This window comes from Kitasatospora sp. NA04385 (assembly GCF_013364235.1).
Lineage (GTDB): Bacteria > Actinomycetota > Actinomycetes > Streptomycetales > Streptomycetaceae > Kitasatospora.
Map to the genome: position 1 here is coordinate 6,659,444 of NZ_CP054919.1, position 13,344 is coordinate 6,672,787.

Here is a 13,344-nt window from a genome sequence, read left to right on the forward strand (position 1 = left end):
CAACGCTGGAGGGGGCGCCGGGAAAGGCGTCGGGAAAGGCGTTGGAAAAGGGGTCGAGCATGTCCGCGAACGTTTCCGCGAACCGCATCGCGCACAAGGTCAACCACGTCTCGCTGGTGGTCGACAAATCCGGCTCGATGCAGCGCCACGAAGCGCAGCTGATCCGGGTGGTGGACGAATTCGTGAAGGGGCTCCAGGAGGAGTCCGACCGCCTCGGCCACGAGACCCGGATCAGCCTCTACGCCTTCGACCACGAGGTGCACAACCTGGTGTGGGACATGGACGTCAAGCACCTGCCGTCGCTGCAGGGCCTCTACACGGTCGACAACGGCGCGACGGCGCTGATCGAGGCGGCGGTCAAGTCCATCGACGACCTGAAGCACGTCTGGGAGGGGTACGGCGAGCACTCCTTCCTCCAGGTCGTCGTCACCGACGGCGAGGAGAACGCCTCCGGCTGCTCCGAGCACGGCCGGATGCACGCCCGGATGAAGAAGGCCGAGGGCAAGGCCGTCCTGCGCGGGTGGATGGACCGCATCCGCGGCGAGCTGGCCGAGCTCCCCGAGCACTGGACGTCGGCGATCCTGGTCCCCAACTCGCTGGCCAAGCGCACCGCCCAGGAGTACGGCTTCCCCGCCGGCAACATCGCGATCTGGGACGCCGACTCCACCGGCGGCGTCGAGGAGGCGATCGACACCGTCAAGACCGCCGCCACCACCTTCCTGCGCGGCCGCGAGAAGGGCGTGCGCGGCACCAAGCAGCTGTTCACCGTCGGGCAGGGCCTCAGCGCCGACGAGGTCAAGGCCGGCCTCGACGCGCTGGCGGCGGACACCTACGCCCTCGTCCCGGTCGACCGGCAGGCGGCCCTGCGCGAGTTCGTCACCGGCGCCGGGCACCCGTACCGGACGGGCTGCTCCTTCTACGAGCTGTCCAAGCGGGAGAAGATCCAGGCCGCCAAGCAGCTCGCCGTCGCCGAGAAGGACCCGGTCACCGGCGAGCTGACCGGCCGGGTGTTCTCCGGCCCCGCCGCCCGCGGCCTGCTCGGCCTGCCCGCCGCGGAGACCACCGTGCGCCCCGGCGACAACCCGGCCTACACCGTGTTCGTGCAGTCGACGTCGGTCAACCGCAAGCTGCTGCCCGGCACCCGGCTGCTCGTCATGCTGTAGCCCCGGGCGGGCAGGCCGACGGCCCCGGAGCACACCGCTCCGGGGCCGTCGGTGCGTCCCGCGGTCAGCCGACCGGCTCGATCACCGCGGCCGTGCCGTACGCGCACACCTCGGTGCCGACGTCCGCCGCCTCCGTGACGTCGAAGCGCATCATCAGCACCGCGTTGCCGCCGCGCGCCTTCGTCTGCTCGACCAGGCGCTCCATGGCCTGGTTGCGGGTCTCGACCAGGGTCTTGGTGAGGCCCTTCAGCTCGCCGCCCATCAGGGACTTCAGACCCGCGCCGATCTGCGAGCCGATGTGCCGCGACCGCACCGTCAGGCCGAACACCTCGCCGATCACCCGCACCACCCGGTGACCGGGAACGTCGTTCGTGGTCACCACCAGGACACCACCGGACGGGTCCTGCCCGCCGCCGAAATCGTTCAGTTCGCTCATGCCCCCAGCCTCCCTCCCGGCCCGGCCGGTCGGCTACCCCGGCGCGCCGGGCGGACGCGTTCCGCGCCCGCGCGCCACCGCCGCCGGACAACGGATCGGGAGAGCTGATGGACACCGGGCACCGGGTTTGTCAACCTTGTCGCATGGGCGAGCGAAACGATCAGCCACAGGGGTCGCACGCGGCGGAGGAATCCGGCGCGCAGGAGATCGAGGCCACGGTGGTACTGGGCCTGCGGATCACCGACTGGCCGGCCTTGCGGGCCGCCGCACGGGCGGCCGTCGAGGAGTTGGAGTTCGACGGCATCGATCCCGAGGGCCAGCGCGCCCAACTGCTGCGCGAGGTGGCCGAGGACCCCAACGCCGCCCTCGGCGCCCTGCTCCACCCCGACCGGCTGGTCGCCGCGCTGCCCGGCATCGAGGCCCTCGGCGGCACCCTGGAGATCAGCGTCACCGACGACTTCGCCCCCGACTTCGCCGAGCTGTTCCCGCTCGACGACGACGGCGACACCGGCGACTGGACGCTCACCCCGCGCACCGCCTGCCTGGTCCACACCCAGCTGATCAGCCTCGCCGACGCCGCCTACGAGGACTTCGAGGACCACGGCGACGACCCCGTCACCGTCGCCGACGAGAACGACTGGTCGGTGTTCGGCCGCCTCCAGCAGCGCACCTGGAACCTGCACCGGGGCTGGCGGCGCGCCTTCGCCCGGGCCTTCGACGACCTCGCCGACGACCTCGCCATCGGCGAGTGGCCGCTGCCCCGCTGCCCCGCCGAGGACGTCGCGCTGCGGCTGGCCCTGGCCGACGCCCGCGCCCTGCTCGGTGCCCAGCCCGAGTCGGTCGCCGACATGATGGGCGAGCTGCCCGCCGACCTGTACGACTACGACTGGGACGGCTGCGCGGACGAGCTGTTCGGCGTCTACGGCCCCGACGAGGAGGGCGGCGACCTCGACGCCGGCCAGCGCATCGACCGGCTCCTCGCCGCCACCCACCCCGAGGGCTGGTTCCTCGGCTACGAGGACGCCGAGGACCGCGACCCCGGCCGGGGCTACCGCCGCTGAACTGGCATCCTGGGAGGGTGAGCTCACCCTTCGACCCGCCCGCCCCGGCGCCCGCCGCCGCGTCCGACTCCGCCGTGCCCGCCGCTTCCACGCCTGACGCCGCCGTGCCCGCCGCCGCCGTGCCCGTCCCCGCCGTGGGCGGGCACGCCGAGGACCGCGACACCCGCCCGCAGTACGTGCTGCCGCTGGTGGTCCGGCTGGAGCGGGCCGACCCGCCCGCCCGCACCGACGCGCTGGAGACCGCCGCACGCGCCGTCCTCACCCTGCTCGCCGATCCCCGGGTCACCGACCCGGACGGGGAGTGGGCCGAGCGGGTCGCGGCCTGGGAGGACGCCCGGATCCGCAAGGTGGTCCGGCGCGCCCGCGGCGCCGAGTGGCGCAAGGCTTCCGAACTGCCCGGCATCACCGTCACCGGCGACGGCGCCGAGGTGCGGGTCTTCCCGCCGATCCCGCTGGACGGCTGGCCCAAGGAGCTCGCCAAGCTCCAGGTCTCCGGCACCGACCTCGACGACCCCGAACCGCCCGGCCCCGCCCCCGCAGGCGTCCCGGTGCTCTGGCTCAACCCCGGACTCGAGATGAGCGCCGGCAAGACCATGGCGCAGACCGGCCACGCCGCCCAACTCGCCTGGTGGGAACTGGACGGGACCCAGCGCGAGAAGTGGGCCGCCGCCGGCTTCCCGCTGGCCGTCCGCACCGCCCCCGCCACCGACTGGCCCGCCCTCACCGACGGCCGCCTCCCGCTCGTCCGCGACGCCGGTTTCACCGAGATCGCCCCGGGCAGCGCCACCGTCGCCGCCGAGGGCGGGGAGGACTACTGCCCCACCCCGCGCCTGCGGCGTTCGTGAGCCGCCACCCCGCTCGCGACCCGGCAAGGTGGCAGGTCAGAGGCGTGGGTGCCCGGTGGTGGTAGGGCCCCGGTCGGTCTTCACGGGGGGCGCGATCGGGCCGTTGAGCCGGATGCGGGCGCGGGCGATCAGGCCCCGGAAGTCGCGCCGACCGGAGCCCCTCGGCCCGTCGTCGGTGCCACCGCTCCACCGACCGCTCGGCATCCGCCGTGCGGGAGCGCTGCGGGTGGACGGCGTACGGCCGTGGGCCGGGGCGGTCGGCCCCGGCCCACGGGACCGCTTGGGGGGTGGTCAGTTCTTCTTGTAGACGGTCACGGCGAGAGGTCCGGCGGTGGTGTCGGTGCTGCTGGTGGCGCCGTTGGCGTCGAGGACCTTGGTCCAGGTGCCGGCGGGCAGGGCGGGGGTGTAGGTGCTGTTGGTGGGGTTGTAGACGACGACGGTGTCGTAGGCGGTGGGGGCGGCGGGGCTGGAGCTGATGCGGGTGGTGATGACGGAGCCGCTGGTCTGGGTGGAGAGCTGGTTGTTGACGGCGTCCCAGGTGGTCAGGCGCAGCGCGGGGGTGGACTTCCGCAGGGCGATGGCGTCCTTGTAGTACGTGAAGGTGGCGGCGTTGGCGGACTTGTCGCCCCAGTGGATGGCGTTGACGTCGTCGCCGGCGTTGTAGGAGTTCTTGGCGGTCGCGTAGTTGCCGCCGACGACCTTGGTGCGCAGGAACTCGTCGCCCTCGGTGATGAGGGCCATGCCCTGGGAGGTGAGGACCATGCCGGTGGCGAAGCGGTCGATCCGGCCGGCCCGGCCGGTGGCTCCGCCGGTGGCGCCGGAGTAGGTGATCTTGTCCCAGAGGCTCAGGTCGTCGTGGACGGAGACGTAGTTGAGGGTCTGCTCGGGGTCGTAGGCGAACGCGGGGTTCCACGGGTCGGTGAGCGCGGCGGTGCTCTTGACGGACAGGAGGGAGCCGCGCAGGCCGCGGATGACGGCGCCGGTGTCACCGGCGCCGTTCATGTAGTTCATGACGTTGTCCTGGGTGCCGCCCTTGATGGCGTCGCGGTAGGCGCCGTTGAAGACGCCGACGTGGGCGGCGGCGAGGGTGGGGACGGTGGCGTAGCGGACCTTCCGGGCTTCGTCGGGGTCGTTGACGCCGCCGCTCCAGGGCTCGCCGTAGATCTGCAGCTGGCGGTCGGGGAAGGTGGTGTTGAGGTAGGTGGCCCAGTCGGCGACGTTGGCGGCGTAGTGGACGCCGAGGAGGTCGAAGCGGAAGCCGTCGATGCCGTAGTCGCGGACCCAGTGCTCCAGGGAGTCGCGGATCATGCGGCTGACCATCGGGTTGCCGTCGTCGATGGAGTTGCCGGTGCCGGACAGGTCGGTGCCGTTGTAGTACTTGGCGGTGATGTTGTCGAAGACGCCCTTGCCGGAGGTGTGGTTGTAAACGACGTCCATGTTCACGCGGATGCCGGCCCGGTGGAACCCGTCGACCATGTCCTTGAACTCGCGGATGCGGTCCTCGGGGGCGGTGAACTGGGAGAACTGCTCCTCGGGGACGTTGTAGTTCAGCGGGTCGTAGCCCCAGTTGGGCACGGTGGCGTTGAAGTCGAAGGCGGGCATGATCTGGACGTCGGTGACGCCCAGTTCCTTGAGGTGGTCGATGCCGGTCTTCACCCCGTTGTCGGTGGTGCCGCTCTGGACGAGGCCGAGGAACTTGCCGCGCTTGGCGGCGTCGACGCCGGAGGAGGGGTCGATGGTGAAGTCGCGGACGTCGAGCTCGTAGACGACGGAGTCCTCGCGGTTGGCGCGGGCGGGGCGCGGGGCCCAGCTGCCGCCGGTGGGGGCGACGGCGCCGGAGTCGATGACGATGCCCTGGGTGGTGCCGGGGTTGACCATCTGGGCGTAGGGGTCGCGGACGTCGTTGCCGCGGATCCTGAACTGGTAGGCCTGGTTCTTCAGGTCGCCGGGGACGACGGTCTGGTAGACGCCGCTGTAGCCGTTGAGGGTGACCGGGACGAGCGGGTAGGTGGTGCCGCCGACGCTGACCTTGACGTCGGAGCTGTCGGGCGACCAGATGCGGAAGGTGGTGGAGGCGGTGCTGTAGAGGGCGCCGAGGGTGTTGCGCGAGGAGGCCGGCGGGCCGCCGGGGGAGGAGGTGGGGCTGGGGGAGGGGCCGGTGCCGCTGCCGGACTGGACGGTGAGCAGGTGGGTGGAGCCGGTGTAGGTGAAGGTGGTGGTGTCGCCGTTGGCGGCGACGGTGAAGGGGATGTTGGCGCCGCCGGGGGCGCCGTTCTGCCCGTAGTTCTCGGTCCAGGACTTGTCGACGGCGGCCTTGACCTGCCAGGAGCCGGCCGGGACGGCGGTGGTGGTGAAGGTGTAGGTGCCGTCGCCGTCCGGGTCCTGGAGGGCGGAGGTCAGGCAGTCGGGGGCCCAGTCGCCGGGGCAGCCGAGCTCGGACTGGAAGTCGCCGGCGGCGGTGACGGTGTGGCTGGCCGCGTTGTCGGTGACCAGGTGGGTGGCGGGGTCGTAGACGAAGGTGACGGCCTTGCCGCCGCCGGGGACGGTCAGGGCGATGTCGGCGCCGCCGGGGGTGCCGTTCTGGCCGTAGTTCTCGTTCCAGGACTTGTCGACGGCGACCTTGTAGGCCCAGGTGCCGCCGGGGAGGTTGAGGGTGGCGGCCCACTTGCCGTCGGAGCGCTGGGTGAGCTGGTCCTGCGGGCAGTCGGTGGCCCAGTCGCCGGGGCAGCCGATCTCGCTGTTGAACGTGCCGGGCACCGAGACCGCGGTGGGGGCGGCGGCACTGGCGGTGGCGGGCAGCAGGGGGACGAGGGTGAGGGCGAGGACCGCGGCCGCGGCGCTCGCGACGGTGGCGGCGGTGCTGCGCCTGCGGGGTCGGGGAGCGGGGTGCATGGGGACTCTCCTGGGCTGTGCCGGGGGCGGGTGGGCCGTCCGGCGCGGGTGGGGGATGGTGCCCTGCGAAGCCGGGTGCGGGTGCGGGCCGGTGGATCCGGCCGTGCCGGGTGGAAGCAGGTCGTGCCGGGGAGAGCACCCGGCGGCCGGGGCGGACACACCACGGCTGTCGGGTTGCTAACTCATGTTAATAATGCGTAAATGAGGGCCGGGTCAAGACTCCGGACCGAAACCCGCTCCACCCGGACGGGCCCGCGCGCCCGGCCCTCGCCCGGCCCTCGCCCGTGCGGCGGCCGACCCTCGCCCGTGCGGCGGCCGTGCGGCGGCCGGGCGGCGGCCGGGCGGCGGCCGGGCGACACCGCCGCGACCAGCCATGTCGCAGTGTTAGTAACGTGCGTTATCGTGGGGCGCAACCAACCGAGACGGGGGAGAGTCATGCCGGCGAAGGCGCCAGGGGCGAGCGCGCCCACCGGGCGGAAGCCGCCCACCTCCACCGACGTGGCGAAGGCGGCCGGCGTCTCCCGCTCGGCCGTCTCCTTCGCCTTCAACAGCCCCGAGCGGCTCTCGGAGGCGACCCGCGACCGGATCCTGGCCGCGGCCAAGGAGATCGGCTACTCGCCCAACACGCTGGCGCGGATGCTACAGGCCGGACAGACCCAGTCGCTGGGCGTCCTGCTCCCGCAGAACCTCGCCAAGATCATGGAGAACCCGTACTACTCCCGCTTCCTGACCGGCGTCGGCCAGGTGTGCGACGAGCAGGGCTACACCTTGCTGCTCACCCCGCCGCTGCGCGACTCCATGCTCAAGGCCATCCCGTACGCGGCGGTGGACGGGTTCATCGTGTGCGGACTGGAGCACGACCGCGGCGAGGTCGCCGAGCTGCGGCGCAGGAACATCCCCTTCGTCCTGGTGGACAGCTCCCCGTGGGAGGACGTGCCCAGCGTCGACGTGGACGACCGGGCGGGCGCGTACGAGGTGGCCCGCCACATCCTCGACCTCGGCCACCGGCGCATCGCGCTGCTCTCCATCGACCCGGGCCCCGAGCGCGCCGAGCGCGGCTACCGGGGGCCGCTGGCCCGCCGCCTGGACGGCGTGGGGGAGGCGCTCGCCGAGGCCGGCCTGACGCTGGCCGACGTCGCGCTCGCCGAAGTCCCGGCCACGCGCTCCGACGGCTTCCGTGCCACCCGCGCGCTGATGGGGGCCGGTGCCCCGCCCACCGCGATCATCGCCCTGTCCGACATCCTCGCCTTCGGCGCCATCAACGCCCTGCACGACCTGGGGCTGAGCGTGCCCGGGGACGTGTCGGTGACCGGCTTCGACGACCTGCCCGACGCGGCCTGGCTCAGGCCGCGCCTGACCAGCGTCCGCCAGCCCATATCCGCCAAGGGCCGCAGCGCCGCGGACTTCCTCATCGCGGCCATCCGCGACGAGGACCAGCACCCCCACCAGGTGCTCGGCACCAGTCTCATCGTCCGCGACTCCAGCGGCCGCGTCCCCGCCGCCGGCTGACCCGCGCCGCCGGCTGACCCGCGCCGCCCAGCTCCGCCCCCCGTGCCAGCGGCCCGGGGGGCGGAGCCGTCTCCCGGCCCGCCCCGCGCTTGTCCCGAATGCGTCGACCGTGTTACATAAACGTTAGCTAACTCCTGTTAATAGCCTGCTAACGTCGGAGCCATCACGCCACGCGGAGGCGGGACGCCGCGGCACCGGAGTTCCGGGCGGCCCCGCTCCCCGTGGACGCCTCCGGCCTGATCGGCCCGCCCGTGCGGGGCGGCCGGGGCCGACCGCCGGTCCCGGCCCGCGCCGGGGCCCGGCCCCCACCTCGACACCCCTCCTCCATCTAGGAGCCCCACCATGCGTCGTGGCATCGCCGCAGTCGCCCTCGCGGCTGCCGTCACCGTCTCTGCGAGCGCCTGCAGTTCGGACAGCGGATCGGGTACCGCCTCCTCCGGTCCGGTCACCATCACCTGGTGGGACACCTCGGACGCGACCAACGAGGCGGGGACCTTCAAGACCCTGGTCGCCGACTTCGAGAAGGCGAACCCGGACGTCAAGGTCACCTACGTCAACGTGCCCTTCGCCGACGCGCAGAGCAAGTTCCAGACCGCCGCGGGCAGCAAGGGCGCCCCGGACGTCCTGCGCGCCGACGTCGGCTGGACCGCCGGGTTCGTGAAGTCCGGCTTCCTGGCGCCGCTGGACGGCACCCCGGCCGCGGCCGACGCCGCCGAGTTCGAGCCGGCGCTCATCGAGCAGGCCAAGGTCGACGGCAAGCTCTACGGCCTCCCGCAGGTCACCGACACCCTGGCCCTGATGTACAACAAGGACCTGTTCGCGAAGGCCGGCATCACCGCGGCCCCCGCCACCTGGGACGAGCTGAAGGCCGACGCCGCGCTGGTGAAGGACAGGACCGGCGTCGACGGCTTCGCGTTCAACCCGCAGGGCTACTACGCCATGCCGTTCCTGTACGGCGAGGGCACCGACATGATCGACGCCTCCGCGAAGAAGATCACCGTCAACTCGCCCGCCGCCGTCACGGGCATCGACACCGTCAAGTCGCTGGTCTCCGCGCCGGGCGTCATGAAGCTCGACACCACCAGCAACGGCTACGCGAACATCATGGACGCCTTCGGCAACGGCAAGGTCGCCGCCATCATCCAGGGCCCCTGGGAGAGCGCGAACGTCTTCAAGGGCTCCTCGTTCCAGAACAACGCCAACCTGGGCATCGCCACCGTCCCGGCCGGCTCCGCGGGCAAGGCCGGGGCGCCGCTGGGCGGCCACAACCTGGTCGCCTACGCGGGCTCCGACGCCGCCCACCAGGCCGCCGCGCAGAAGTTCATCGCGTTCATGACCTCGGCCGACTCCCAGGTCCTCACCGCGACGAAGAACTCCACCCTGCCCACCCGCACCGACGCCTACACCGCCGACGTCACCCGGAACGTCGCCATCGCCGGCTACCAGCAGGTGCTGTCCTCCGGCCGCCCCCGGCCCGCGGTCGCGCAGTACTCCTCGCTCTACGACCCGTTCGGCACCGAGCTGATCAAGATCCTCTCCGGTCAGGAGAGCACGAAGGCCGGCCTGGACAACGTCGCCGCCTCCGCCAAGAAGCTCCTCCCGGACTACGCCTCGCAGTGACCCGGCCCCCGGCCCGGGACGCCGTCACGCCCCGGGCCGGGCCCGCCCGCTGCCGACTCCCCTTCCGCTCCCGAGGTGCCCCATGACCACCGCCGTGCGCGGCGAAACCGCCTGCCGCAACCGCCCCGACCAGCCACGACGAAGCCTGCTGCGCCGCATCGGACACTCCTGGGACCGCCACTGGTACGCGTGGGCGATGTGCCTGCCGGTGGTCCTGGTCCTCGGCGCGATCGTCGGCTACCCGCTCATCCAGGGCATCCACCTCAGCTTCACCGACGCCACCAGCGAGAACGTCGGGCGCACCATCGGCGTCCACCACATCCCCGACACCTACGGCTGGGTCGGCCTGAAGAACTACGTCGACATCCTCACCGGCGACAACAACCAGTTCTGGCCGCACCTGGTGTGGACGATCGCCTGGACGATCCTGTGCGTCGCCCTCACCTACGGGATCGGCCTGGCGCTGGCCGTCATGCTCAACCGCGACCTGCGGGCCCGCGGCCTGTACCGGATGCTGCTGATCCTGCCCTGGGCCGTGCCCACGTTCGTCACCGTCTTCGCCTGGCGCCTGATCCTCGCCGACGACGGCGCCGTCAACCAACTGCTGGGCCTGCTCCACATCACCGGCCCCTCCTGGCTCTCCGACCCCCTCGCGCAGAAGGCCGCCGCCATCGGCGTCAACGTCTGGTGCGGCGTGCCGTTCATGATGGTCTCGATACTCGGCGGACTCCAGTCGATCCCGCAGGAGCTGTACGAGGCCGCCGAGATGGACGGCGCCAACCCCTGGCAGCGCTTTGTCAACGTCACCCTGCCCGGCCTGCGCCCGGTCAGCTCCACCGTCGTCCTGCTCGGCGTGATCTGGACGTTCAACCAGTTCAACGTGATCTTCCTGCTGTTCGGCACCAACAGCGACAGCGTCCAGATCCTCGTCACCTACGCCTACAAGCTCTTCTTCGGCCAGCAGCCCCAGGACTACGCCTCCTCGGCGGCCGTCGGCATCCTGTGCCTGTCCCTGCTCGTCGTCTTCACGAGCGTCTACCGCCGCTGGCTCAAGCGCACCAACGAGGGGGCTCTCTGATGGCCACCGCACCCGTCCCGCCCCCCGCCCCCGGGGCCGCCGCAGCGCCCAAGGTGCTGCCGCGCGGACGCCGCACGACCTCGCTCTCGGCGACCCTGCACACCATCTTGACCGCGACCGCGTTCGTCGCCGCGTTCCCGATCCTGTGGATCGCCTACATCTCCCTGGGCGGCGACAAGTTCGACTACCAGCACCCCTCGCGCATCCTCGACCACCCCACCCTGGCGAACTACGGCCACGTCCTGACCGGCACCGACTTCGGCACCTGGATGCTCAACTCGGTCATCGTCGCGCTCGGCACCACCGCCATCGGCGTCCTGATCGCCGCCAGCGCGGGCTACGCCGTCTCCCGGATGCGCTTCCTGGGCCGCGGCAGCCTGATGTACACCTTCCTGCTCACCCAGATGTTCCCCGTCGCCGTCCTGATGGTCCCGCTCTACAAGATCATGGCGAACCTCGGGCTGCTGGACACCTACACCGGCCTGATCCTCATCTACTGCTCCACTGCGGTGCCCTACTGCGCCTGGCTGCTCAAGGGCTACTTCGACACCATCCCGGTCGACATCGACGAAGCCGGCCGCATCGACGGCCTCTCCCCCTTCGGCACGTTCTGGCGCCTGGTCGTCCCGCTCGCCCGCCCCGGCCTGTCCGTCGCCGCGTTCTACACCTTCATCACCGCCTGGGGCGAGGTCGCCTACGCCTCCCACTTCATGCTCTCCCAGGACAAGTACACCCTCGCCGTCGGCCTGCAGACCTACATCAGCCAGTTCAACTCCCAGTGGAACTACATGGCCGCGACGTCCGTGCTCATCGCGATCCCCGCCGCCGCCGTGTTCTACGTCGTCCAGAAGCACCTCGTCGCCGGGCTCACCGCCGGCGGCACCAAGGGCTGACGGCCCGCCCGCACCCCCGCCCGGCCCGCGCCCGGCACCATCCGCCCGGCGCGCGGGCCCGCACCACCCCAGCCCCGTCACCATCCGTCATCGCGGCGCTACCCGCCGCTGTCGTGAGGACCCCATGACCCAGCATCCCGTCACCACCGACCGGCCCGCCGACGCCCCCGCCGCGGCCGCGCGCAGAGCCGACTGGTGGCGCGACGCGGTGATCTACCAGGTCTACCCGCGCAGCTTCGCCGACTCCGACGGCGACGGCATGGGCGACCTGCCCGGCATCCGCGCCCGCCTGCCCCACCTGCGCGACCTCGGCGTGGACGCGGTGTGGCTCTCCCCCTTCTACGCCTCCCCGCAGGCCGACGCCGGCTACGACGTCGCCGACTACCGCGCCGTCGACCCGATGTTCGGCACCCTCGACGACGCCGACCACCTGATAGCCGACGCCCACGACCTGGGCCTGCGGATCATCGTCGACCTCGTCCCCAACCACTCCTCCGACCGGCACGAGTGGTTCCAGCAGGCCCTGCGCGAGGGCCCCGGCTCCCCGCTGCGCGAGCGCTACCACTTCCGCCCCGGCAAGGGCGAGGACGGCGAACTGCCGCCCAACGACTGGGAGTCCGTCTTCGGCGGCCCGGCCTGGACCCGCACCGCGAACCCCGACGGCACCCCCGGCGAGTGGTACCTGCACCTGTTCGCCCCCGAGCAGCCCGACTTCCACTGGGACCACCCCGAAGTCCGCGCCGAGTTCGAGTCCATCCTGCGGTTCTGGTTGGAGCGCGGCGTCGACGGCTTCCGGATCGACGTCGCCCACGGCCTGGTCAAGGCCCCCGGCCTGCCCGACCTCGGCGACCACGACCCGCTCAAGCTGCTCGGTACCGGCGCCACCCCCTGCTTCGACCAGGACGGCGTCCACGAGATCTACCGCGCCTGGCGCAAGATCCTCGACTCCTACCCCGGCCAGCGCATCGGCGTCGCCGAAGCCTGGACCCCCACCGCCCGGCGCACCGCCCACTACGTCCGCCCCGACGAACTCCACCAGGCCTTCAACTTCCAGTACCTCGCCAGCTCCTGGCAGGCCGGACCGCTGCGCCGGGTCATCGACGAGTCGCTGGACGCCATGCGCCCGGTCAACGCCCCCACCACCTGGGTCCTGTCCAACCACGACGTCACCCGGCACGCCACCCGGTTCGCCAACCCGCCCGGCCTCGGCACCCAGATCCGCACTCCCGGCGACCGCGAACTGGGCCTGCGCCGGGCCCGCGCCGCCACCCTGCTGATGCTCGCGCTGCCCGGCTCCGCCTACCTCTACCAGGGCGAGGAACTCGGCCTCCCGGACGTCACCGACCTCGCGGACGAGGTCCGCCAGGACCCCTCCTACTTCCGCGCCGACGGCCAGGACGGCTACCGCGACGGCTGCCGCGTCCCGATCCCGTGGTCCGGCACCGAGGCCCCCTACGGCTTCGGCCCCGAAGGCGGCCCCAGCTGGCTGCCGCAGCCCGCCGAGTGGGCCCGGCTCTCCGTCGAGGCGCAGACCGGCGACCCGGCCTCCACGCTGGAGCTCTACCGCGCCGCCCTCGCCCTCCGCCGCGCCCACCCCGCCCTCGGCGCCGACGACAACCTCACCTGGCTGCCCGCGCCCGAAGGCGTCCTGGCCTTCGACCGCACCGCCCCCGGCGGCCAGCGGCTGCGCTGCACCGTCAACCTCACCGGCGCACCCGTCACCGTGCCCGCCCCCGGCGACCTCGCCATCGCCAGCGACGCCGTCACCCGGAGCGCGGGCCACGCCGTCCTGCCCGCCGACACCGCCGCCTGGTGGACCACCACCGGCTGACCCCTCCCGACCGGGC

General features: G+C 72.4%; 10 protein-coding genes. 8 read left to right on the forward strand and 2 right to left on the reverse strand.

The window, feature by feature from the left end; genetic code table 11:
- Window positions 1–59 precede the first annotated feature (59 nt).
- Window positions 60–1,163, forward strand: coding sequence for a vWA domain-containing protein (locus tag HUT16_RS29440; RefSeq protein WP_176191078.1), 1,104 nt, complete (start codon window positions 60–62; stop codon window positions 1,161–1,163).
- Window positions 1,164–1,227: 64 nt separating this feature from the next.
- Here HUT16_RS29440 and HUT16_RS29445 read toward each other — a convergent pair whose 3' ends face one another.
- The gene (locus HUT16_RS29445) at window positions 1,228–1,599 is read right to left on the reverse strand and encodes a YbjQ family protein (RefSeq protein WP_176191079.1); all 372 of its coding nucleotides are present in this window, start codon (window positions 1,597–1,599) and stop codon (window positions 1,228–1,230) included.
- 143 nt (window positions 1,600–1,742) lie between these two features.
- Here HUT16_RS29445 and HUT16_RS29450 point away from each other — a divergent pair, with 143 nt between their 5' ends.
- Window positions 1,743–2,660, forward strand: coding sequence for a hypothetical protein (locus HUT16_RS29450; RefSeq protein ID WP_176191080.1), 918 nt, complete (start codon window positions 1,743–1,745; stop codon window positions 2,658–2,660).
- Between the two features lie 104 nt (window positions 2,661–2,764).
- On the forward strand, window positions 2,765–3,505 hold the full coding sequence (locus tag HUT16_RS29455) for a peptidyl-tRNA hydrolase (RefSeq protein ID WP_254898384.1): 741 nt from the start codon (window positions 2,765–2,767) through the stop codon (window positions 3,503–3,505).
- A gap of 291 nt (window positions 3,506–3,796) precedes the next feature.
- Here the strand turns inward: HUT16_RS29455 and HUT16_RS39415 are convergent, their stop codons facing one another.
- A complete protein-coding gene (locus HUT16_RS39415; RefSeq protein WP_176191082.1) occupies window positions 3,797–6,397 on the reverse strand; it encodes an alpha-amylase family glycosyl hydrolase in 2,601 nt (866 codons plus the stop codon).
- A gap of 435 nt (window positions 6,398–6,832) precedes the next feature.
- Between HUT16_RS39415 and HUT16_RS29465 the strand changes: the two genes are divergently transcribed.
- The 5 genes from HUT16_RS29465 (at window position 6,833) to HUT16_RS29485 (ending at window position 13,328) form a co-directional block, all read left to right on the forward strand.
- Complete coding sequence (locus tag HUT16_RS29465) at window positions 6,833–7,906, forward strand: LacI family DNA-binding transcriptional regulator (RefSeq protein WP_176191083.1); 1,074 nt, start codon at window positions 6,833–6,835, stop codon at window positions 7,904–7,906.
- A gap of 342 nt (window positions 7,907–8,248) precedes the next feature.
- Window positions 8,249–9,526 carry an extracellular solute-binding protein gene (locus HUT16_RS29470; protein ID WP_176191084.1) on the forward strand — a complete coding sequence of 426 codons (1,278 nt, stop codon included), beginning with the start codon at window positions 8,249–8,251 and terminating at the stop codon, window positions 9,524–9,526.
- Window positions 9,527–9,722: 196 nt separating this feature from the next.
- Window positions 9,723–10,604 carry a carbohydrate ABC transporter permease gene (locus HUT16_RS29475; RefSeq protein ID WP_254898386.1) on the forward strand — a complete coding sequence of 294 codons (882 nt, stop codon included), beginning with the start codon at window positions 9,723–9,725 and terminating at the stop codon, window positions 10,602–10,604.
- A complete protein-coding gene (locus HUT16_RS29480) occupies window positions 10,604–11,497 on the forward strand; it encodes a sugar ABC transporter permease (protein ID WP_176191086.1) in 894 nt (297 codons plus the stop codon). Before HUT16_RS29475 ends, HUT16_RS29480 begins: the two co-directional genes overlap by 1 nt.
- Before the next feature lie 124 nt (window positions 11,498–11,621).
- Window positions 11,622–13,328, forward strand: coding sequence for a glycoside hydrolase family 13 protein (locus HUT16_RS29485; protein WP_176191087.1), 1,707 nt, complete (start codon window positions 11,622–11,624; stop codon window positions 13,326–13,328).
- Window positions 13,329–13,344 lie beyond the last annotated feature (16 nt).

Excerpts from the sequence above, each read along its gene's own strand:
- HUT16_RS29440 (WP_176191078.1), top strand. The coding sequence starts at position 60 with ATGTCCGCGAACGTTTCCGCGAACCGCATCGCGCACAAGGTCAACCAC.
- HUT16_RS29445 (WP_176191079.1), bottom strand. The coding sequence starts at position 1,599 with ATGAGCGAACTGAACGATTTCGGCGGCGGGCAGGACCCGTCCGGTGGT.
- HUT16_RS29450 (WP_176191080.1), top strand. The coding sequence starts at position 1,743 with ATGGGCGAGCGAAACGATCAGCCACAGGGGTCGCACGCGGCGGAGGAA.
- HUT16_RS39415 (WP_176191082.1), bottom strand. The coding sequence starts at position 6,397 with ATGCACCCCGCTCCCCGACCCCGCAGGCGCAGCACCGCCGCCACCGTC.
- HUT16_RS29465 (WP_176191083.1), top strand. The coding sequence starts at position 6,833 with ATGCCGGCGAAGGCGCCAGGGGCGAGCGCGCCCACCGGGCGGAAGCCG.
- HUT16_RS29470 (WP_176191084.1), top strand. The coding sequence starts at position 8,249 with ATGCGTCGTGGCATCGCCGCAGTCGCCCTCGCGGCTGCCGTCACCGTC.
- HUT16_RS29475 (WP_254898386.1), top strand. The coding sequence starts at position 9,723 with ATGTGCCTGCCGGTGGTCCTGGTCCTCGGCGCGATCGTCGGCTACCCG.
- HUT16_RS29480 (WP_176191086.1), top strand. The coding sequence starts at position 10,604 with ATGGCCACCGCACCCGTCCCGCCCCCCGCCCCCGGGGCCGCCGCAGCG.
- HUT16_RS29485 (WP_176191087.1), top strand. The coding sequence starts at position 11,622 with ATGACCCAGCATCCCGTCACCACCGACCGGCCCGCCGACGCCCCCGCC.